17 protein-coding genes and 1 tRNA gene are annotated in these 21,867 nt (G+C 49.3%); 6 read left to right on the plus strand and 12 right to left on the minus strand.

The features are described from left to right. Positions 1-16 precede the first annotated feature (16 nt). Positions 17-856, minus strand: a complete 840-nt coding sequence (locus BOC67_RS13350; RefSeq protein ID WP_291910831.1) for an AraC family transcriptional regulator — start codon at positions 854-856, stop codon at positions 17-19. 87 nt (positions 857-943) lie between these two features. On the opposite strand from BOC67_RS13350, the gene BOC67_RS13355 reads away from it, so the two are divergent. Continuing rightward, positions 944-2,008, plus strand: coding sequence for an SDR family oxidoreductase (locus BOC67_RS13355; protein WP_291910832.1), 1,065 nt, complete (start codon positions 944-946; stop codon positions 2,006-2,008). Between the two features lie 112 nt (positions 2,009-2,120). On the opposite strand, the gene BOC67_RS13360 is transcribed toward BOC67_RS13355, so the two are convergent. The 11 genes from BOC67_RS13360 to BOC67_RS13410 form a co-directional block, all read right to left on the minus strand. Beyond that, positions 2,121-2,192: transfer RNA gene (locus BOC67_RS13360), tRNA-Arg, on the minus strand. 57 nt (positions 2,193-2,249) lie between these two features. Continuing rightward, positions 2,250-4,064, minus strand: a complete 1,815-nt coding sequence (locus BOC67_RS13365) for a long-chain fatty acid--CoA ligase (RefSeq protein WP_291910833.1) — start codon at positions 4,062-4,064, stop codon at positions 2,250-2,252. Between the two features lie 22 nt (positions 4,065-4,086). Then, positions 4,087-4,320, minus strand: coding sequence for a 2TM domain-containing protein (locus tag BOC67_RS13370; protein WP_291910834.1), 234 nt, complete (start codon positions 4,318-4,320; stop codon positions 4,087-4,089). Positions 4,321-4,404: 84 nt separating this feature from the next. After that, a complete protein-coding gene (locus BOC67_RS13375; protein WP_291910835.1) occupies positions 4,405-5,070 on the minus strand; it encodes a YceI family protein in 666 nt (221 codons plus the stop codon). A gap of 71 nt (positions 5,071-5,141) precedes the next feature. Then, a complete protein-coding gene (paaN, locus tag BOC67_RS13380) occupies positions 5,142-6,797 on the minus strand; it encodes a phenylacetic acid degradation protein PaaN (RefSeq protein WP_291910836.1) in 1,656 nt (551 codons plus the stop codon). Between the two features lie 25 nt (positions 6,798-6,822). Further along, entirely contained in the window at positions 6,823-7,839 is a 1,017-nt protein-coding gene (locus BOC67_RS13385) for a tetratricopeptide repeat protein (protein WP_291910837.1), read from the minus strand. Positions 7,840-8,012: 173 nt separating this feature from the next. Beyond that, a complete protein-coding gene (locus BOC67_RS13390) occupies positions 8,013-8,891 on the minus strand; it encodes a hypothetical protein (RefSeq protein ID WP_291910838.1) in 879 nt (292 codons plus the stop codon). Between the two features lie 105 nt (positions 8,892-8,996). After that, on the minus strand, positions 8,997-10,241 hold the full coding sequence (locus BOC67_RS13395) for a DUF1015 family protein (protein WP_291910839.1): 1,245 nt from the start codon (positions 10,239-10,241) through the stop codon (positions 8,997-8,999). A gap of 118 nt (positions 10,242-10,359) precedes the next feature. Beyond that, positions 10,360-11,430 carry a 3-phosphoserine/phosphohydroxythreonine transaminase gene (gene serC, locus BOC67_RS13400; RefSeq protein WP_291910841.1) on the minus strand — a complete coding sequence of 357 codons (1,071 nt, stop codon included), beginning with the start codon at positions 11,428-11,430 and terminating at the stop codon, positions 10,360-10,362. Positions 11,431-11,623: 193 nt separating this feature from the next. Continuing rightward, complete coding sequence (locus BOC67_RS13405) at positions 11,624-12,604, minus strand: zinc dependent phospholipase C family protein (protein ID WP_291910842.1); 981 nt, start codon at positions 12,602-12,604, stop codon at positions 11,624-11,626. 56 nt (positions 12,605-12,660) lie between these two features. Next, on the minus strand, positions 12,661-13,314 hold the full coding sequence (locus tag BOC67_RS13410; protein ID WP_291910843.1) for a DUF502 domain-containing protein: 654 nt from the start codon (positions 13,312-13,314) through the stop codon (positions 12,661-12,663). Positions 13,315-13,509: 195 nt separating this feature from the next. Between BOC67_RS13410 and BOC67_RS13415 the strand changes: the two genes are divergently transcribed. From BOC67_RS13415 to kynU, 5 genes are all read left to right on the plus strand, one after another. Beyond that, positions 13,510-14,121 carry a TetR/AcrR family transcriptional regulator gene (locus BOC67_RS13415; RefSeq protein ID WP_291910844.1) on the plus strand — a complete coding sequence of 204 codons (612 nt, stop codon included), beginning with the start codon at positions 13,510-13,512 and terminating at the stop codon, positions 14,119-14,121. Positions 14,122-14,124: 3 nt separating this feature from the next. Continuing rightward, positions 14,125-15,480 carry a TolC family protein gene (locus tag BOC67_RS13420; RefSeq protein WP_291910845.1) on the plus strand — a complete coding sequence of 452 codons (1,356 nt, stop codon included), beginning with the start codon at positions 14,125-14,127 and terminating at the stop codon, positions 15,478-15,480. Between the two features lie 20 nt (positions 15,481-15,500). Continuing rightward, a complete protein-coding gene (locus BOC67_RS13425; protein WP_291910846.1) occupies positions 15,501-16,631 on the plus strand; it encodes an efflux RND transporter periplasmic adaptor subunit in 1,131 nt (376 codons plus the stop codon). Positions 16,632-16,653: 22 nt separating this feature from the next. Continuing rightward, positions 16,654-20,202, plus strand: a complete 3,549-nt coding sequence (locus BOC67_RS13430) for an efflux RND transporter permease subunit (protein WP_291910847.1) — start codon at positions 16,654-16,656, stop codon at positions 20,200-20,202. Positions 20,203-20,596: 394 nt separating this feature from the next. Continuing rightward, a complete protein-coding gene (gene kynU / locus BOC67_RS13435) occupies positions 20,597-21,865 on the plus strand; it encodes a kynureninase (RefSeq protein ID WP_291910848.1) in 1,269 nt (422 codons plus the stop codon). Positions 21,866-21,867 lie beyond the last annotated feature (2 nt).

Consider the following 21,867-nt stretch of genomic DNA (forward strand, 5'->3'; position numbering starts at 1 on the left):
CAGCAGGGCGGAAGTACTACTTATCCGCAATTTTGCTCCTGAAGCTGGAAGGACTCATCTGGTGGTGCTTGCGGAAGAACTTATTGAAATGGCTCATATCGCTGAAACCAAATTCATTGCTGATCTCCTTCAGTGAAAACGAGCTGTGTTTAAGCCTGTTTTCGATGAGGTGCAGTTTATACCGCGTTACATATTCCCGGAGCGTTACGCCGGTTTGCTCCTTGAAGTATGCGCCCAGGTAGTGTTTGGAGTAATCGAACGCCGCTGCCAGCTGCTCTGTTTGTATCTCTTCCGCCTGATGGATATGTTCGTGAATATAATTCAACAGCTGCGTGATTTTCTCACTGTGTTTGCCGGTAATAGTTTGGGTGGTGGGGGAGATGTTATTTTGCACCATGGACAGCAGCGCCTGCACGAGCAATCGGATCGTATGGTTATGCTCATTGTGCTCATCCTGCCATTCCGCTACAATCAACCGGATCAACTGGTCTATTCTTTCTTTTATTTTGGGGGAGAGATGTAAGCGGTCCTGTTGAAAAGCCTGCAGTAAATTTTCCGTGACGCTGTTCCACTGCCGTTGGGTCGTGGCATCTCCTGCGCCCAAATAAGCATTTGTAAATTTCAGAAAGGTGAACGTCGTAGGGGTTGCTATCTCGAAATGATGCGCATCGGAAGGCCCCAGCAGGAATAAGTCCAGTGGCCCGTAGGGAACAGTGACTCCGGATACAACATGCATTCCCGTTCCCTGGTGTACGAATATCAGTTCAAAGTGGTTGTGGTTATGCACGGGATGGTCCCAGACCTTTCCGGTGAAGTGTGATATTTTCAGGTATTCATGTTGTATGTAACGTTTCATCCCCGCTAAGTACAAATTATTCCTACTAAAGTACAACAGATACCCTTTTTGCCCAACTGATCTTTGTGGCATAAAACAACGTAGCATATGAATACCGGAAATAAAAGAAAAGTAGCACTGGTAGCCGGTGCGCAGGGAGTAATAGGCAAGAATTTAATCAACCATCTGCTCACTTTGGATGACTGGGAGGTAATCGGATTATCCAGGCGTGGAGGAAAGGGCGGGGAAAAGGCACAATACATCGCGGTAAACCTGCAGGACCGGGAAAATACCCAGCAACAGCTCCAACATCTCACCACAATAACCCATATTTTTTATACCGCTTACCAGGATGCCCCTACCTGGGCCGCGCTGGTACCGCCCAACATGGCCATGCTGGTAAACCTTATGGAAGCCGTGGAGCCGGTGGCCCAAAACCTGGAACATGTAAGCCTGATGCAGGGGTACAAGGTTTACGGCGCCCACCTCGGGCCTTTTACTACGCCGGCTAAGGAATCCGACGCCGGCAAGCATATGCCGCCGGATTTCAACATGGATCAGCAGTATTACCTGGAACGCCTGCAGCAGGGCAAGCGCTGGAGCTGGTCGGCCATCCGCCCGTCTGTAGTAGGCGGTACCGCCCTGGGCAACCCTATGAACCTGGCGCTCAGCATTGCTGCTTACGCCAGCATCTCCAGGGAATTGAACCTGCCTTTGCGCTTCCCCGGTAAAACCGAAGCGTACAACAAAATCCTGGAAATGACGGATGCGGACCTCCTGGCCAAGGCCACCGTATGGGCAGCCACCACTCCTAAGGCGGCTAACCAGGCGTTTAATATCACGAATGGGGATTTGTTCCGCTGGGAGCAGTTATGGCCTAAAATAGCCGCTTATTTTGGCCTGGCGGTGGCGCCGCCGCTGCCCATGCCACTGGATACCGTAATGGCGGATAAGGGTCCGTTATGGGAGGCTATGCGTGCCAAATACGGCCTGACCGCTTCGTACGAAGCGGTATCTGCCTGGAAGTTCAGCGATTTCGTGTTTTCATGGGATTACGACTTTTTTGCCGATGGTTCGAAGGCGAGGCGCTTAGGGTTTCATGAGTATGTGGACACGGAGGAGATGTTTATGCGGTTGTTTGATGAGTTGAGGAGGGAAAAGGTGGTGCCGTGAGGGGGGAAGTAATCATTTAAATAATCGGTTAACAACTGGAAGGAATAGTAAACCAGTTAGAAATAAAAACGCTCAAGTACAGTATATCACTGCATTTGAGCGTTTTGTTCAGTAGCCCGGACAAGAATCGAACTTGTATCTAAAGTTTAGGAAACTTCTATTCTATCCATTGAACTACCGGGCCGGTTCCAATCCCATTTCTTAGGATCGGGTGGCAAAAGTAAGGTATTTAAATTAATTTTTAAATACTTTCTATATCCACTTTTCCGCCGGCAGGGGTGTAGATACCGTCGATTTCATGTTTGTACCTTTCCAGGATTACTTTACGCTTCACCTTCAGCGTAGGCGTCAGCTCCCCGGCGTCTACCGTCCACTCGTGGGGCAGCAGGGCGAACTTTTTCACCTGCTCGATGTGGTTAAAGAACTGGTTGTACTTATCCACGGCTTGTTTGAAAAGGTCTTTAATATCCGGGTTTTTAAGCATTTCTTCGTTGGTGGTCCAGGAGAGGCCACGTTTCTCCGCCCATTTCTTCAGGTTGCCAAAGGAAGGCACGATCAGGGCGCCGGTAAACTTACGGTCTTCGCCCACCACCATGATCTGCTCTATATAGGGGGATTCCTTAAACTTGTTCTCAATAGGCTGCGGCGCCACGAACTTACCACCGGAGGTTTTGAAGAGTTCCTTCTTCCGGTCGGTGATCTTTAGGAATTTATTGTCGATGATCACGCCGATGTCGCCGGTATGGAACCAGCCGTCTTTAATAGCGTCTGCCGTGAGGTCCGGGCGTTTGTAGTAACCCATGGTGATGTTCGGGCCTTTGGCGAGGATTTCCCCGTCTTCGGCGATCTTTACTTCCACACCGGAGATGATAGGCCCTACGGTGCCGAACATACGATCTTCTACCGTAAAGCGGTTCACACTGATCACCGGGGAAGTTTCGGTAAGCCCGTATCCCTCCATGATGGGGATGCCGGCAGCGGTGAATATCTTCAGGAGCCGTACCTGGCAGGCTGCGGCGCCGTTAACGATCGCCTGTATATTGCCGCCCAGCGCAGCTCTCCACTTGCTGAAAACGAGTTTATTGGCCAGTTTCAGCTGCAGGTTATACCACAGCCCCTGGTTTTTATTGATTTCATAGCGCTTGCCGAGGTCTACGGACCAGAAGAAGAGGGCCCGTTTAATGCCTTTCAGCTCCAGGCCGGTAGCCATGATCTTCTCGTACACTTTTTCCAGCAACCGGGGAACGGTGGTGAAGATGGTCGGTTTCACCTCCTTGAGGTTCTCGGCAATCTTATCCATGTTTTCCGCGTAATAAATAGGTACCCCTGCCGTCAGGTACAGGTAGGTCACCATACGCTCGAAAATATGGTTTAAAGGCAGGAAGCTAAGCGCTTTGGCGTCCGGGTTTACCGGCAGGTAAGGCTTGCAGGCTACCACGTTGCTAACCACGTTATGGTGACTGAGCATTACGCCTTTAGGCGTGCCCGTGGTGCCGGAGGTATAAATGATCGTCACCAGCTCTTCCGGCGAGATGTTAGCCTTCGTCTGGTCAATCAGGTCGTAATCGGCAGGGTCGCCCATGTCCAGCACTTCCTTCCAATGGCGCGCGCCTTCTACTTTCTCATAGGTGAAGATCTCGCGGATGGTGGGAAACTTGTCACGGGCTTCCATTACCTTGTCCAGCAGTTCCTTGTCGTTAACAAAGAGCAACCTGGCCTCGGCGTTATTGAGTACAAATTCAAGTTCGTGTTGACTGATAGTGGGGTAGATGGGAGTGAGAACGGCGCCCAGCTGCTGACAAGCCAGGTCTGTCATGATCCATTCCGGGCGGTTGGGCGCAATGACTGCAATTTTATCCTTCTGCTCATTTTCCTTTATACCCGGCCTGATACCCAGTTTCAGCAACCCTGAACTGAACTTCATGGCTATTTCTCCAACTTCCCGGGTACTGTATTTCCTCCATTGACCATTCTCCTTGGCTGCCAGCATATCCTGTTTGGGATAATGCTCCAGCTGGTAATTAATGACGTCAAATAGTCGTTGCGGCTGGTCCATACTGTATAAGTTTTGTTTTGGCTTAATAACGTGTTTGCTGTCGCTTTTCATTGTAATACTGGAATGCCAGGAATAATCCCCAGGTAATTACCGGCCATACGGGCCAGGGCACGCCCTGAAAAATTTCGTTGTCCGTAATAAACCACAAGCCCCATAACCCCGCATTCGCAAATAGGTATAGGATAAGATGAGATTTAAACGCAGCATTGGCCCTGATGTGCCATAGTTGCTCCTCCCGTTCTTTGGTTTTTTCCATATTGTCACAGCTTTTACGATAGCGCTGCTGTTCTAAATTTAAACTTTTTTCTGCGTTTTTACCAGCAAAAAAACCTAAAGTGCACTATCTGTATGCGTTGATGGTAAAACTGATATTTACAAGGGAATTTATCAGCTTGTCCTGCACGGACTTGTCCGCCCGGTAGCTGATGCCCCAAAGTGTCCGATCAATATTGAATGTAGCCATGGCTGATAACTTGCCTGGCGAAAAGGTGAGAATGGCAGGGAAAGAAATATTCTTGGTAACTCCCTTAATGGTAAAATTGCCTTTGATGGTATGGGTAGCGTCTTTTAAATTCAGGTCTTCATCTACCGCGGGTTTGAATGGCTCTATGGCCGTCATCTCAAAAGTAGCGGTAGGGTATTGGGCAACATCGAAGAACAGGGGCCCTTTCAGTTCCCTTTCCAGCTTGTTTTTCATAGAGGTATCTGCCGCCAGGTCCACATTCTCCAAAGTTTTCATGTTCATGACAAACTGTGCAGCGGTGACCACGGAGTTCTTTACATATATGACCCCGCTCAGCAGCTTCAGGGTCCCGTGGTGCTTACCCGTAGGCTTGGTCCCAATCCAGCCGATAACGCTGGTGGCCGTGTCCACCAGATAGGCATGTCCTTCTCCTACCTTCACTTGCTGTACATCGCCCACCTTTGCCTTATCGGCACGGGGCGCCTCCTGGCAGGAAGCCAGTATAACCAGCAGGAAAAACGTATATGCTATCCGTTTGATCATGTATATAAATATAACGCATTTTAGTGAAGAACGGCCACCCGCTGGGGTAGCCGTTCCGGTAATATAAGCTGTTACTCTGCCAGTTCCCTGTTGCCAACCCATACAAACCGCTTCAAAATAAATTCCTGGTTGGTAAAGCTGGCGTTGCCCGCCGGGTTACCTCCCGTCACATGGAAGTCGGAAAAGGCAGCATGCTGGTTCACCCAGATGAAGCCGGTCAGGTTAAACGATACCGGCGTAAATACGCTGTTCATTTCATCCCGGATTTCCTCCTTTACCGCAGGGTCAGTGGTGTAGGCGGCGCAGGTGATAGCCCCATGTTTCTGGGCCATCTGCTTCGCCAGCTGTAAGGAATGTTTGGTGTCTTTCGTCTTGATAATCAATACAATCGGTCCAAATAATTCCTGCTCATAAATATTATTGTCCGCGCTGCTCACCTCAATGATTGTAGGGGTGAACATCCGGGCTTTGGAAAATTCTTCGTTATTGATAGACTGCCCCCGGAGGATCACCTTCCCGCCCAGCTGGGCCGCCTCCCTGGCGCGTTCCAGGGTCCTTTCATTCTGCACCGCGCCCAATGTGCCTGCTCCCATTTTGGGATTGTTCACCAGGGCCTCCACGGCTGCCTTGAATTGCTGCACTACTTCGTTGAAGCTTACCATCCCTGCATTGGTTTGAATGCCCTGCTCAGGAATGAAGAAGTTCTGCGGCGCCGTACACATCTGGCCGGAATACAGGCTCACGGAAAATGCCAGGTTTTGGATTACGGCGTCCAGGTCCTTCACACTGTCGATAATTACCGAGTTCACGCCTGCCTTCTCTGTAAACACGGTTTTGCCCTGCAAGGATTCTATATAGTTACCGAAGCTGCTGCCACCGGTATAATCAATCAGTTTTACAGCCGGATCTTCGCAGAGTTCTTTGGTGATCATATGCCCGGAAGTGTCCGCGGCCAGCTGGCAGAGGAGCGGGTTGTAACCCATTTCTTCCAGGGCCTGCTGGATACAGCTAACGGCAATGGCTATCGGTAAAATTGCTTTCGGATGTGGTTTTACTATAACGGGATTGCCGGTGATCATATCTGCGTAGATGCCTGGCAGTGAGTTCCACACCGGGAAGGTAGAGCAGCCGATGACCACGCCCACGCCTTTCGGAATAGCATGAAATGATTTCGCCAGTTTTATGCTTGCCTTGCCCATCGGCTTTTCCCAGAGGAGGTTGCCGGGATACCGGCGAAGCTCGTCGTAACCGGCGGCAATTGCTTCCAGCGCCCGGTCGTTGGCATGCGGCCCCGATGCCTGGAAGCTCATCATAAAGCTCTGCCCGGTAGTGTGCATGGTGGCGTTGGCGATATCGAAAAAGTGATCCCGGATTTTGTCAAGGGTTTCGGTCAACACTGCGGCTCTTTGTTCCGCGGGTACTTTAGCCCAGGCCTTACCAGCCTCGGTGGCATTGGCCACCAGATCCTTTACGGAGAAAAGGGGATAGGTAACACCCAGTACTTCGCCGCTGTATGGAGATACCTCCTCGCCAGCCCAGTCTTTCTCACCGGTTTGCAATAACTGCTTAAACGGCTTGTTCAGCATTTGCTGGTAGCTCTGTACGCCAATGGCATGTGCTTCGTCGCCGTATGCTTTGGGGTGTTCAGGATATTGCGAGTAAAATGTTCTGCTCTGATTGGCTTTTACCGCATTTTCAATTGTGTTTTGGTGTTTAGCAACAAGCATATTTAGATTTTGTGGTTTTCAGGTATCAGTAACCCGCATTCACCAACGAAAACTTCCCATCATTATAATACTCGTCCGGCCTTGGTTTCAACGGATTGTTACGCTGGTATTTGGAAAAAGTGTCATATTCCTGTTTATGCAATGTAGTCCAGCTCCTGTAAGCAGCCTGGTTGATGGCAGGCCCAAACAGCCATTGGTTGTAAGCATCAAATAAGCCTTCCTTCAACATCCTGCGTTGAAAATCGAATAACGCGTACGGATAATTGGAAGCGTACGTATTATCCCAATCCAGCAGGAAGCGGGTGCGTACCATAACCAGTCCATCCAGGTCCACGCCGCCGGTTACCACGCTCATTTGCTTACCCATAGTTTGTTTGTATGCTTGTGAGAAGCCACTGTCGCCGCTTCTGCCTTTCTTCTTTCCTTCGTCCGGTAAAATGCTGTTCAATAATGACGGATCATTAAAGAGTCGCTTATAGGATTCCAGCAGGATATTCCGGATCTCTGCGGTGCGGGTGGTAAAGCTTTCCATATTCATGAAAATCTCCCCATACAGGATGCACCACATCGGGTTATTGCTGTAGCTGTATGTCTTGGTAGCATTGTAGTAGTTGCCGGGGAAGGTAGGGTCTTTTTCAATCCCTTTCAGCCAGCTGTTTAACGCCGCATCATACATCTTGAAGTTCATCAGCAGGTTGCCGTTATCGTTATACAGCTCGCCGCTTTCCGGGAACTTACGCAATGCTTTTTCATACATTTTCTGCGCCACCTTCCAGTCCTCCCGGCTTACGTAAATGTTGCCGGCAATTTGGTACACCTGCACATCTGCTTCCTTACTGCTCAATAATGGCTCTATGATGGCTTTGGCCCGGTTCAGGTCCCCCTTCAGGTAAAAGGTATAGCCAAGCTGTTTCTTGGTTTCAAAATTATCCGGTTCCAGTTGTAATGCCTGGTTAAAAACGAGTATGGCATTGGAGTAATCGCCTGTGCGCTGAAACCCGGTAGCCGTGTTAAACAGCTCCCTGGCATCCTGACCAAACACTGTCTGTGAAAATAATACCCCTGCTATAAAAAATGTTTTCAATAAAGAAGACTTGATATGCATTCCTGTCCGTCGTTTCATGTAAAAGTAAGGAAAATGGGGTAATGTGCCGCAGGTACACCTGCGACATTGCCTGATTACTTTTCTTTAGATTATATTTTTATTGTATATGGTTAGATGGAATTCTTATCGGCCGGCTCCATTTTACGTAAGTCATTGATCAGTACAAACCAGCATAAGCCGGCAATCGCCACTGCCGCCAGTCCGGTCCATCCCGGGAGAGCCGCCAGTGCATCCAGGAAATCTCCCAGGGGCATAACCAGCGTGATCCCCATCATCACCAGGGGTACCAGTACGCCTGGCAGCAGCAAATACATGATGGCGCGGGTGCGGCTGTAAATCAGGAACGAGAGGATAGAGGTAGGCAGGGCTACGAGTATCAATCCCGGTTTGAAATTCAGGAAGGATAATACGACCACGGCTATCAGCACATGGAATGCCTTATAATTCTTTAAAAGCCCGTCGCAGACGATATCATACATGATAATGAAGGATAACACCGGCAGGATCACCCCGTAACAAAGCAGCAGGATACCTGGGCCTATGGATGTTAACTGGTTGTAATATACCTGCATGGTGAATCCCAAGGAGTCCAGGTGCATTTTTTCTGCCGCCAGGTATAAAGCGAGGTTGGTGAGTATGTAGGTCAGGGCGGTTTTGCTCAGGAGGTCCGTCCTGATTGGCTTATTAAAAGTGTATTTATAATCAGGTTCGTGCTTTTTCTTCTGCCATACCATAAACAGGATCATGAGCGCCATCACGCCCACCATCATGGCAAGCCCCATGGATAATGCCGCGGTGGGATTCTCCGGTTCATTGGGTACGTTCCTTACCAGGTAATAGGATAACGGGATCATTGCCAGGATGCAGGCGCCGATAGCCACGGGGATCAGTATTAATAACTGCGTGACAGTCGGATAAGCTTTTCCTTTAATGGGTGTTTCAAATTCCTGCTCTGAGAAGATGGAAGGTTCTTGTTGCTCCAGGGACATAAAATGATAGGTGAATAAGGATGATAAATCGATTAAAAAAGCCTGCTTTTACTCGCAGGCTCAAAATAATAGCTTTCTTTCTTTTTTCCAGCCGGAATCTCCTGGCTAGATAAGATGAGTAATCAGCCCATCCCGCAGCTTAGGTTCAAACCAAGTGCTTTTCGGAGGCATTACATTACCGCTGTCGGCGATATCAAACAACTGCTGTATGGTAACGGGGTAGAGGGCAAACGCCACCTTCCATTCGCCGCTGTCCACACGCTTTACCAGCTCCTGCAGGCCGCGGATACCTCCTACAAAATCTATCCGCTTGTCGGTACGCTGGTCCTTGATGCCGAGGAATTTATCCAGGATATTGTTGGAAAGTATGGTCACATCCAATACTCCGATCGGGTCAGTGGTGTAGGTGCCTTCTTCCGCCACGAGCCGGTACCAGCGCCCGTCCAGGTACATGGTAAATTCATGCAGCATGGCAGGTTGCTGGGGCAGGTGCCCGATTTCCTCCACATTAAAGAAATAGTCCAGGTTAGAGAGGAAGGCCTCTTTGGTTAGTCCGTTCAGGTCCTTCACCACCCGGTTGTAATCCATGATAGCCAGTTGGCTGGCGGGGAAAATGGTGGTGAGGAAGTAATTGGCCGGGTTGTCGATACTGGTGATTTTGCCCGCTTCCTGCAGTTCTTTCTGAACAAGGCTGGCGGAAGCAGCGCGGTGGTGGCCATCCGCGATGTAGGTAGCCGGCACTTTTTCGGCAAAAAGCGTGGTGATGTCCTGCACGGCGGTTGGGGTGTTCACTACCCATACTGTATGCGTAATACCATCGGCCGCGGTGAAATCGTATATGGGTGCATGTTGTTCCTGCCATTGTTCGATAATGGCGTTCACCTCCGGCACATCGTTATAGGCGAGGAATACATTACCGGTTTGGGCCAGCGTGGTCTTAATATGATTGATCCTGTCAAGTTCCTTATCCGGACGGGTGAATTCATGTTTTTTGATGATGCCGTTGTTATAGTCGGCAACGGAAGAAACGCATACCAGGCCGGTTTGGGCGCGCCCGTTCATCACCAGCTTGTAGATGTAGTAAGCAGGCTGGCCTTCCTGGAAGAGGACGCCTTCCGCTACAAACTTCCGGAGGTTAGCCGCTGCCTGGTCATATACCTCCTGGCTGTGGATATCGATATGATCAGGCAGGTCTATCTCTGATTTGGAAACATGGTAGAAGGAATACGGGTTGCCGGCTGCTTCCTGCTTTGCTTCTGCTGAGCTGAGTACATCATAAGGCCTTGCCGCCACCTGGGCAGCGAGCGAAGCTTTAGGTCTTAATCCTTTGAAGGGTCTTATAATAGCCATAGTATTTTCAATATATGTTATACTAAATATAACAATAAAAAGGCCATGACTTTTGTTCCTTCCCGGAAAATTAAAACGCCGATATTAAAAGCTCATTACAATGTTGGAAGGTAGCTGTTTAGGCTTTCTTCAGGCTGAAATATTTCATGGCTTCTACCATTACTTCCACACTTTCGTAAGGCAGTGCGTTGTACATGGATACGCGGAAGCCTCCTGACAGGCGGTGACCTTTGATGCCGACAATATCTTCTTTCTTGCAGAATTTCAGGAATTCCTCTTCCATTTCCGGTTTGTCCATCACGAAGCAGGCGTTCATTTTACTGCGGTCTTCTTTCACAACGGTGCCACGGAACAGTGGGTTGTGATCGATTTCGTCGTAGAGCAATGCTGCTTTTTTGTTGTTTAACTGCTCGATGGCAGCCACGCCGCCCTGCTCTTTGAGCCAGCGGAGGGTGAGCATGGAGATGTAAACAGCAAATACGGGAGGGGTATTGAGCATGGAACCATTCTCGATATGATTTTTGTAATCAAGGATGGAAGGGATTTTGCGTGAAACCTTACCCAGCAAGCTTTTGCGGATAGCTACCATGGTAGTGCCGGCGGCGCCCATATTTTTTTGCGCGCCTGCATAGATGAGGGAATACTTATTGAAGTCCATGCTGCGGCTCATAATGTCGCTACTCATGTCAGCAATAAGCGGCACATCGGTTACCGGGGTCATCTGCCACTGCGTACCGTAAATGGTATTGTTGGTGGTGATGTGCAGATAGCTCGCCTGCGGCGGAATAGTAAACTGTTTTGGGATGTGATTGTAGTTGCTTTCTTTGGAGCTGGCTACTACGTCAACGTAACCGAACAATTTGGCTTCTTTGATTGCCTTATTGGACCAAACGCCGGTATCTACATACGCAGCGGTGGCGCTATTGTCTAACAGGTTCATGGGAACCTGCATGAACTGGGTAGTAGCTCCGCCTTGCAGATACAGCACCTCAAAGTCGTCATCTAGTTGCATCAGTTCCTTCACCAGGCTACGGGCTTCCTCCATCACCGCAACAAACGGCGCTGTTCTGTGACCAATTTCCAGTATGGACATTCCCGAACCTTCAAAATCGATTAGGGCTTTGCTGGCTTTGTACAATACCTCGTTAGGTAATACAGAAGGACCTGCGTTAAAATTATGCACCTTCATGTTGCGATCTAGATTAAATTCATTTTTTGATCTTTCCACTTTGTTTTGGTTTTTCTAAGGAAACGGAAAAAAAACGGCACGGGTGTTAAAACCTGTAAGGCGCGTGGTGTAGGATAGGCTAAAAGCTAGTGCAACAAAGATAAAATATCTTTTTTAAATTATTCAGTAAAGCCTTAATATAATATTTTATCTGCTATTCTTCTGTTCTTCCTTGCATTTGCCCGTGCAACCATTGACGCTGCAAGTTAGTAAAATCCAGCAAATCCTGTATCGTTAGTGTCGCGTGCGATAACTCCCGCAACGGCGGCTGCCCTGCATTCACCCATGCGGTAAACCAGCAGCTGGCCACTGCATGAATGGCCTGCTTCATGCGCCGCTCCACCATACCGCCTAGCAAGTGGTTGTAGGCGATGGTGTATGGACTGCTGTAACTCCGCACCAGCCGACCGTTACGTGGTTCGAAGGCATATCTTGCCGGCGCATCCGGCGAAAGAGATAATTCCTTTTCCAGCCGCAGCACGGTATCGGCGGCCAGCGCACTCTCTGTTACTACCCGCCAGAAAAAAGCCCTGGGATTAGTCAGGTACTCCGCACGCCCGGCCCAGTAATCAAAGGATGCATCCGCCAGCAATTCCGGAATGCGGGACTCCCATAATCCATGTATCCCATGCTGCCCGGTAAACTGCCCGTTGTGATTGGAACAGGCATGCAGCGGCACATGCCCGTCAGCGATGTAATGTCCCAGCTCCGCAGATACCTTCAGTATCAGGTATTGATCCCGCTCCCTGAAAGCCCGCGTCAGCAATGCCAGCTCCTTTTCCAGGTACCAGGGCAGTATGCCGCCCCGCTGCAGCGAATCGTTGGAATACTTTGCCAGCGCCTGCTCCCAGCTGCGTGGTATGTTTTCGTAAGGAGGCCTGTCATAACCATCTATGTCAATATAATGCCGCGGGCCCTCCGCTGCGACCATATACCGGCGCTTGTCCGGATCGGTAGCATGAACAGTAAGGTATTCCAGGTGCGGCTTGTACAGTACGAGCATCTCCGGCGGCAGGCAAAATACCGCCAGCCGGTTGATCCGCTGATGCGCAAAAAATCCCCAGCCATGCAGGCACAGCGCAGGGAGTAATAATAAACTGGTGAAAAATATTCGTATAGTCTTGCGGGTTAACATAACACTTAGTATATAAAACTAAGTTAGCTTATACGATCACTCAAAAATCGCGGATTTCAGGAATTTTGGTCCCGAACCAGATTTTCGTGCGGAGCCGTAGCAGTAATGTTTGTAACGCCGCCGCTCACCGCAAACTTCATGGCGTCGCCGGCAGAAATGTTCGTCAGCTGCTTCACCTTCTCCTTTGGCACCATAAAAACCTTACCGGTAATGGCATACGCATGCGGAACGTACACCGCCATGTATCCCTCCAGGCCGAAATTAGTCACGTCCGATTGGGTAATGAACCCGAGCTCCCACACATCTACCCCATATATTTGTACTAACACCGGGTGGTCAAACTTCTTCTTCTCACCCACAAACGCATCAAATACATCTTTTATGGAAGTATAAATGTACTTGATGAATGGCGTGCGCTCCAGCAAATGGTCAAACAAATCGAAAATCCGCCCGATGATAAAGGACGAACTCAAATACCCCACAATCACAACCAGTAACAATACCACCACAAAACCCACTCCCTTGAAACGCAGTATGCTGAACGCCGAATCCCCCGGGATCAAATCCTTCGGAATCAGGTTATCAATCGTCATAAAGGCCCAGTACAAGGTTAACGCAGTAATCCCAATCGGCGCCAGTATCAGCAATCCCTGGAAAAAATAGCGCAGCAGGCGCGAGGCAAATACTTTAAATCGAAGCTTTGGCGACATGGATAAGAATTGATCCCGCAAAATTACTCAATAAAGCGGAATGCCCACCGCTTTATTAAAGGACATAACCCATTGTTAAACGGACATAAATGGATGTTATGACATGTAAAAAAATATTACTGGAAACTTTTGAAGTATAAAAAGTTTCCATAGTTTTGTTCTGCATTGATCATCTGTTAGCACCCGTAAACTCTTATGGAAATTCAGGAACGCATCATGGAAAAGGCTTTTAGCCTCTTCCGCCAGTTCGGAACCCGGTCCATCACCATGGACGATATCGCAGAAAAAATGGGCATCTCTAAAAAAACGCTTTACGCCCATTTTACCGATAAAGATGATCTCGTCTATCAATCCATATCCGGATTTATCTGCGAGATCCACCGGGAAAGCCTGGTCAACAAACAACAATCCAAAGATGCCATCGAGGAGCTGTTCCTCGTAATGGAAATGATCGACCGGAAACTCAGGAACATCAACCCTGTCATCATCCTCGATCTGCAAAAAGCGCATCCAAGGGCCTATGAAGTGTTCCTGGACTATCAACAGAACCATCTCACCGCCATGATCGCCGAAAACCTGGAGCGTGGCATGAAAGATGGTCTGTACCGGCCGGACCTCAACGTCCGTATTCTGACAAATTACCGCGTGCATGGCTGTACGCTTTGCTTTCAGCCCGACGCCTTCCCTGGTGAGCATGATATGACCAAAGTGCAACAGGTATTGCTGGAGAATTTCTTGTATGGTGTGGCTTCGTCAAAGGGATACAAACTCATTGAAAAGTACAAACAACTATCGCAAAACAAATAAACTATGCTATTCTTCAACAGGGTTACCTGCATCGGGCTGATAGCGTGGCTACTGACTGCTTACTCTGCACTGGCACAACAGGTAGTAAATCCGGAACCCATCCGCCTCTCTGCCCGCGATGCTGTAGACTATGCGCTCGCTAACCAATCTGCCGTAAAAACCGCTAAACTGGACGAGCTGATCCAACTGGCTAAAAACAAGGAAGTAAGCGGACTTGCCCTTCCATCCATTACCGGGTCCGGTTCCTACCAGTACAACCCGATCACACAAAAACAACAGTTCAACATGAAGAACTTCGGGTTGCCCGTAGATTCTTACACTGTTGCCTCTTTCCAGCTTGCTCACAATCTTTTGGGAGAAGTAAGACTCACTCAAACCCTGTTCGACCCCTCCGTCCTCGTTGCCCTGCAGGCCAGGACCACCTTGGAAGAACTGGTGAAAAAGAATGTGACCAAATCTGAAATCGATGTGAAAGCCAGCGTGTATAAAGCCTATTACAACGTACTGTCTGCCCGCAAAGCGCTGAACATCCTCAATGGTACATTGTCGACCCTGAAAAGCCTGCTCAACGAAACCCGCGAGATCTATAAAAACGGACTGGTGGAAAAGCTGGATGTAGACAGGCTGATGGTACAATACACCAACCTGGAAACCGAACAAACCAAACTCAATAATCTCATTGAAATCGGCACCGCCGCCCTGAAATACCAGATGGGCATGCCGCTGAAACAACCTATAACGCTAACGGATACACTTTCTACCGAGCAGATCGTAGCGGATGTGATCAATACGGACCAATTTGACTACCACCAGCGGATCGAATACCAATTGCTGGAAACACAAAAGAAAGCCAACGAGTACGATCTCAAAAGGTACAAACTCAAAGGCCTGCCTTCCCTGCAGCTCTTTGCCGCTACAGGCGCGCTGAGAGGAAGCGACCGGTTCGATTATTTCGAGAATAAAATGTGGTACGGCTACCTCAACACCGGCTTGAACCTCTCCATCCCGCTGTTCACCGGCCTGCAAAGGCGCCGCCAGGTAGACCAGGCAGCGCTGGCTGTGGAAAAGTCCGAAGTCGCCATTGAGAACGTGAAGCTGGCCATCGACCTGGAAAGGGAACAATCCAGCAGTACCTTTAAAAACAATGTGCTCACCCTTCAGGCCCAGGAAAAAAATATGGCCCTCGCGGAAGACGTTTACCGCACCACCCGCATCAAATACCGGGAAGGCGTGGGTTCCAGCCTGGAAATGAGTACGGCGGAAAGTGACCTCCTCACCGCACAGAACAACTATTTCACTGCGCTCTATAACGCCATCGTGGCCAAAATAGACCTGATGAAAGCCTACGGTAAATTATAAATCACTTCATCACTACCTATATGAACACTAAGTATTTTTTATTGCTGCCACTGACAACCATCATCATGGCTTCCTGCGGAGGAAAAAAAGACTCCCGGGCCGAGAAGGAAAAAGAACTGGCGGAACTGAAAGCCGAAAAAGCGAAATACCTGGAGAAAACCAATAAAAAGATTGCAGAGCTGGAATCAGCCCTGGGAACGAACGATAGTGCAAGGGTAAAGGATGTGGTGATCTCTCCCGTGGAAACCTCGCTGTTCGAACACTACATTGACGTGCAGGGTAGCGTGGATGCCCGCGAAAACGTAAATGTATCCGCCCGCGTACCAGGTGTGATTACCAGTATCAACGTACGGGAAGGACAGGCCGTAAGCAAGGGGCAGGTACTGGCCCAGGTGGACGACCAGGTGCTCCGTGCCAACATTGCGGAACTGCGCACCCAGCTGGACCTGGCTAACACGCTGTTCCAGAAGCAACAAAATCTCTGGAACCAGAAGATAGGATCAGAAGTACAATACCTCAACGCGAAAGCAAATAAAGAATCTCTGGAACGCCGCCTTGCCACCATGCAGGATCAACTGGCTCAAACCCGCATTATCAGCCCTATCAACGGTACGGTGGATGCAGTGATCGCCAAGCTGGGCGATAACGCCAGCCCCGGCCTGCCGGCCTTCCGCGTGGTTAATGCCAGCAACCTGAAAGTGACCGCCAGCGTAGCGGAAGCTTATGCGCCGCTGGTAAAAACCGGTGGCCCTGTAATCATCAACTTCCCGGATATTAAACGCGAACTGCGCACCAGCATTGGCTTCGCCAGCCGTACCATCGATCCGCTGAGCCGCACCATCAACGTGGAAGTGCCGCTGAAACCAGCGCCGGACCTGCGCCCTAACATGGCTGCACAAATCCGCATCATCGACTACAGCGCGGCCAACGCCATCGTTATTCCCGTGGGCGTGATCCAGTACACCGCCGGCAAACCTTATGTGATAGTGGCCGCCAACCGCGATGGTAAAATGGTAGCGCAACGCCGCAATATTGAACTGGGCCGCACCTATAACGATAAAGCAGAAGTGAAATCAGGATTACAGCAGGGAGATAAAATCGTAACCACCGGCTTCCAGGGACTCAACGATAATGACCTTATTAAATCTTAGGCCGACTGATTAAAGCAAGCTTATGAAAGATAATCTTAATAAAGAATTTAAGCCTACCAGCTGGGCCATTGATAATAAGGTGAGCATTTATGTGGCCACCTTGTTCCTGGCCATCGCCGGTATCCTGGCTTACATCGACCGGCCGAAGGAACAATTTCCGGAGGTGGTCTTCCCGCAGTTTATCATCACAACGGTAAACCAGGGTACCTCCCCGGAGGATATGGAAACCCTTGTGACCAAGCCGATCGAAAAACAACTGAACGGCATCAGCGGCGTTAAGAAGATCAAGAGTACCTCCATGCAGGACTTCTCCCTGATCAATATCGAGTTTAACGCCAATGAAGATATTGAGTCCGCCCGCCAGCAGGTGCGTGAAAAGGTGGATGACGCCAAGCGGGACCTGCCGCAAAACCTCACCCAGGACCCTTCGATACTCAAAATTGACGTATCGCAGATCCCCATTATGAACGTGAACCTATCGGGCGACTTTGACCTGCCTACGCTCAAACGCTATGCGGATGATATGCAGGACCGGATAGAATCGCTGAATGAAATCACCCGGGTGGATATCGTGGGCGCCCTGGAACGGGAGATCCAGATCAATGTAGACAAATACAAAATGGACGCGGCCCGGATCAGCTTCGATGATATCATCCTGGCTATCCAGGGGGAGAATATGACAATCTCCGGCGGGTTAGTGTCCATGGACGGGCAAAAACGAAGCCTCAGCGTTAAGGGCGAATATAAAGATCCGCGTCAGATCGCCAATATCATCGTGCGCGGCCAATCCGGCGCCACCGTGTATCTCCGCGATATTGCCGATGTGGTGGATGGCTTCCTCGAACAGGAAAGCTATGCGCGCCTCAACGGTAAAAACGTAATCACCCTCAACGTGATCAAGCAGAGCGGAAAGAACCTCATTGACGCCAGCGACAAGATCCGCGCTATCATCGAGGATATGCAGAAAAACCACCTGCCTAAAGGGCTGCATGTGACCATCACGGCCGACCAGTCCAAAGGTACCCGGGTAACCCTGCACGACCTCATCAACACCATTATCATTGGGTTCCTGCTCGTAACGCTGATCCTGATGTTCTTTATGGGCGCGGTGAACGCCATCTTCGTGGCGCTGTCCGTACCTATTTCCATGTTCATCGCGTTCCTGTTGCTGCCGATATACGGGTTTACCCTGAACATGATGGTGTTGTTCTCCTTCCTGCTGGCATTGGGTATCGTGGTGGATGATGCGATTGTGGTGATCGAAAACGTGCACCGTATTTTCAATGAAAGAAAGGACCTCGGTATTGTGAAAGCCGCCAAAATAGCGGCCGGCGAAGTGTTCCTGCCGGTATTTTCCGGAACGCTCACGGTACTGGCGCCATTCTTCCCGCTGCTGTTCTGGCCGGGCGTAATCGGTAAATTCATGTTCTTCCTGCCGGTAACGCTGATTACTACCCTGGGCGCATCCCTGGTGGTGGCTTATATTATCAACCCCGTGTTTGCGGTTGATTTTATGGACAGGCATGAAGGCGAGCATCACCCCAAACCGAAGTTTGATAAAAAGTTCAGGATACTCACTGCCGTATTTGCCGTAGTTGCGCTGATTGCCTATGCCAACAGCAGTCCGGGTGTGGGTAACTTCGTCATCTTTGTGTACCTGGTGATCGCCCTGGAAAAATTCTGGCTGGCCGGCATTGCCCGCAATTTCCAGCAGAAGTTCTGGCCAAGGGTGCAGGAGCGCTATAAACGTATTCTCGAATGGTGCCTGGTAGGATGGCGGCCTGTTTGGATATTGGTTGCCACATTTGGCCTGCTGATCGTGAGTATAATGGTAACGGCTATACGAAATCCGAAAGTTGTGTTTTTCCCCCAGGCCGATCCGAACTTTATTTATACCTATATCCAGCTGCCTAACGGTACTGACCAGAAGTACACTGATTCCATCACGCATATCGTGGAGGACCGCATTACCAAAGTGGTAGGAGCCAATAACCCGATTGTGGAATCTATTATTTCCAACGTGGCGGTAGGCGCGGGAGATCCTAACGAAATGGATCAGAGTACGCAGCCGCAGAAAGGTAAAGTGACCGTCGCCTTTGTGGAGTTTGGAGCGAGGAAGGGGCAGTCGACCGTACAATACCTCTCCAAAATCCGCGAAGCGGTGAAAGGTATCCCTGGCGCGAACATCACGGTAGAGCAGGAGCAGGGCGGACCTCCAACCGGTAAACCGATCAATATTGAAATTACCGGCGATGAGTTTAACGACCTGACTGCAACTTCGTTCAGGCTTAAACGTTACCTGGACTCCCTGCATATCGACGGGGTAGAGGAGCTGAAGAGCGATTTTGAAGATAACAAGCCGGAAGTGATCATCAATGTGGACAGGGAGCGGGCCAACAAGGAGGGCATCTCCACCCGCGTCATCGGCGGAACCTTGCGTACGGCCCTGTTTGGGGCGGAAGCCTCCAAGATCCGCGATGCGGACGATGAGTACAAGATCATGGTAAGGTTACGGGAGGACCAGCGCAATAACATCAACAACCTGATGAACCTGAATATCGTGTACCGGGATATGAATATGGGCGGAGCGGTAAGGCAGGTGCCGTTATCAGCGGTGGCCGATATCCAGTATTCCAATACCTACGCAGGTATCAAACGTATCGATCAGAAACGTGTAATCACCCTGCATTCCAACGTGCTGACCGGCTATAACGCCAACGAGGTAGTGCAGCAGATACAGCGGGCTATCAACGATTTCTCCCATACCCCGGATGTGACCATCCGGATGACGGGTGAGCAGGAGGACCAGATGGAGACCATGAACTTCCTGATGATGGCCATGCTGGGAGCATTCGGCCTGATGCTGATGATCATGGTGACCCAGTTTAACTCCGTAGGCCGCCCGGCAATTATCCTCCTGGAAATCCTGTTCAGTATCATAGGAGTGTTTCTTGGATTCAGCATTTTCGGAATGGATATCTCCATTGTGATGACCGGTGTGGGTATTATGGCCCTGGCGGGTATCGTGGTGAGGAATGGTATTGTGTTGGTAGAATTTACAGACCTGCTGATCCAGCAGGATGCCAAGGTCTACGACGCCGTCGTGGAAGCGGGCAGGACCCGTATGACGCCGGTATTGCTGACTGCTATTGCGGCTATACTGGGGCTGATCCCGCTGGCGGTAGGGTTCAATATTGACTTCGAAGGGCTGTTTACGCACTTCAAACCTAATATATATTTCGGAGGGGATAACGTGGCGTTCTGGGGGCCGCTGGCCTGGACGATGGTGTTCGGGTTGATTTTTGCGACGTTCCTTACCCTGATCCTGGTGCCGGTAATGTATGCCATGAACAAGCGTTCCATAGATGTGCTGGATTATCATCACCTGCCGAGGGGTCTGAAGTACATTCCTTTCCTGGTATTGATTATCAAGCTGTTTACCAAGCGCAGCGTGGTAAGGCAGATGCACGATCCGGAGTATGTATCGCCCAGGCCTTACCATTTCTTCAACAAGCCGGAAGAGGCGCCGCAGCCGGCAAAGGGGAAACTGGATAAAGTGACGATGAATTAGACGATATCGATTTTTTTTATACAGTGTAACAGTTGTAGGTTAACAATAACCGTCCTGATTCTTCGGGACGGTTTTTTTTATTATATTTGGGAAAAACCGGTAAATTTATCCTGATTAACAAATTTTAACATTTGGAAGTGGCTGCATTTCGACAGCCTTTATTACTTTTGGCGCTCAGATTGTTTTTCACGTTACTAGCCTTGTATATCCTAAGCCACGTAACCACGTAAAGTAGTGATTACCAATAGAAAACGTTCTGACTAAAACAGTTATGACCTGTTTGCCTGTTTATAGAGAAATAACGAGATTCGTAAAAAAAAGAGAAGATAAGTAGATATTTAACGGGTAAGGTAGAGCAGCCATTAAAAGATTATAGGTATAAGATTGGAAGACCATGGAGTACGTAGCATCGTTAGCATATGCTAAAGAGCAGGACCAAAAGGATCCGTTAAGAAAGTTTAGAGAGCAGTTTTTATTTCCTCAACGCAAAGGCAAGGACGCAATATATTTATGTGGAAATTCGTTGGGATTACAGCCAGGGAATGTAAAAGCAGCAATTGAGCAGGAGTTGGCGGACTGGCAGCAGTGCGCGGTAGAAGGTTACTGGGGGGCAAAAAATCCCTGGTTATACTACCAGCAGTATTGCAGCAAGCCCCTGACCTCGATCATGGGGGCCAGCCAGCAGGAGCTAACGGTGATGAATACACTGACGGTGAACTTACATTTTATGATGTTAAGTTTCTACCGGCCAACCAAACAGCGGTTTAAGGTGTTAATGGAAGCAGGAGCATTTCCCAGTGATCAATATGCAGTAGAAACCCAGGTTAAGTATCATGGATTTGACCCTGAGAGCGCGATTATAGAGGTTTCACCCCGACCCGGCGAACATTTGATCAGAACCGAAGATATTTTAGAAATTATTAACAGAGAAAGTAATAGTTTAGCATTAGTTTTATTTGGAGGAATAAATTATTATACCGGGCAGTTTTTTGATATCCCGGCAATCACAGCTGCTGCGCACCAAGCAGGTGCATATGCAGGTTTCGACCTGGCGCACGTGGCAGGCAATATTCCGGTAGAACTGCATGATTGGGACGTAGATTTTGCCGTATGGTGTTCTTATAAGTACCTGAACGGAGGTCCCGGCGCTGTAGGCGGCGCTTTTGTACATGAAAAACATGCCGGCAACCGCGGTTTCCCCCGCTTAGGTGGCTGGTGGGGCAATGAAGAGAGCGTAAGATTTAAAATGGAAAAAGGTTTTGTGCCTAAAGACAACGCCGAAGGTTGGCAACAAAGCACCGCCCAGGTGTTCAACATGGTTAGCTTAAAGGCATCCCTGGAATTATTTGAAGAAGCCGGTATAAAGGCTTTAAGGAATAAAAGCATCGGAATGACCAACTATCTGGAGTTCCTGCTGAAACAATTGAAAGGCATAAATTTCGAAATTATTACACCTAATAATTGTAATGAACGTGGCGCACAACTATCTTTGTTATTCAAGGATAAAGGAAAAGAGATACATCAACAGATGACTGACGCCGGTATCATCGTGGACTGGCGGGAACCCGGAGTAATTAGGGTTTCACCGGCTCCAATGTATAACTCTTATCAGGATGTGTTTCATTTTTATGAAATCATAGCAAATATTGCTTCAAACGCTTAATT

The organism is Chitinophaga sp. CB10 (assembly GCA_001870995.2).
In the GTDB taxonomy this organism is placed as follows: Bacteria; Bacteroidota; Bacteroidia; order Chitinophagales; family Chitinophagaceae; genus Chitinophaga.

Coding starts and splice junctions, on each gene's coding strand:
- serC (WP_291910841.1), bottom strand. CDS start 11,430: ATGAAGGTGCATAATTTTAACGCAGGTCCTTCTGTATTACCTAACGAG.
- BOC67_RS13375 (WP_291910835.1), bottom strand. CDS start 5,070: ATGATCAAACGGATAGCATATACGTTTTTCCTGCTGGTTATACTGGCT.
- kynU (WP_291910848.1), top strand. CDS start 20,597: ATGGAGTACGTAGCATCGTTAGCATATGCTAAAGAGCAGGACCAAAAG.
- BOC67_RS13350 (WP_291910831.1), bottom strand. CDS start 856: ATGAAACGTTACATACAACATGAATACCTGAAAATATCACACTTCACC.
- BOC67_RS13395 (WP_291910839.1), bottom strand. CDS start 10,241: ATGGCTATTATAAGACCCTTCAAAGGATTAAGACCTAAAGCTTCGCTC.
- paaN (WP_291910836.1), bottom strand. CDS start 6,797: ATGCTTGTTGCTAAACACCAAAACACAATTGAAAATGCGGTAAAAGCC.
- BOC67_RS13365 (WP_291910833.1), bottom strand. CDS start 4,064: ATGGACCAGCCGCAACGACTATTTGACGTCATTAATTACCAGCTGGAG.
- BOC67_RS13370 (WP_291910834.1), bottom strand. CDS start 4,320: ATGGAAAAAACCAAAGAACGGGAGGAGCAACTATGGCACATCAGGGCC.
- BOC67_RS13415 (WP_291910844.1), top strand. CDS start 13,510: ATGGAAATTCAGGAACGCATCATGGAAAAGGCTTTTAGCCTCTTCCGC.
- BOC67_RS13410 (WP_291910843.1), bottom strand. CDS start 13,314: ATGTCGCCAAAGCTTCGATTTAAAGTATTTGCCTCGCGCCTGCTGCGC.
- BOC67_RS13405 (WP_291910842.1), bottom strand. CDS start 12,604: ATGTTAACCCGCAAGACTATACGAATATTTTTCACCAGTTTATTATTA.
- BOC67_RS13355 (WP_291910832.1), top strand. CDS start 944: ATGAATACCGGAAATAAAAGAAAAGTAGCACTGGTAGCCGGTGCGCAG.
- BOC67_RS13425 (WP_291910846.1), top strand. CDS start 15,501: ATGAACACTAAGTATTTTTTATTGCTGCCACTGACAACCATCATCATG.
- BOC67_RS13430 (WP_291910847.1), top strand. CDS start 16,654: ATGAAAGATAATCTTAATAAAGAATTTAAGCCTACCAGCTGGGCCATT.
- BOC67_RS13390 (WP_291910838.1), bottom strand. CDS start 8,891: ATGTCCCTGGAGCAACAAGAACCTTCCATCTTCTCAGAGCAGGAATTT.
- BOC67_RS13420 (WP_291910845.1), top strand. CDS start 14,125: ATGCTATTCTTCAACAGGGTTACCTGCATCGGGCTGATAGCGTGGCTA.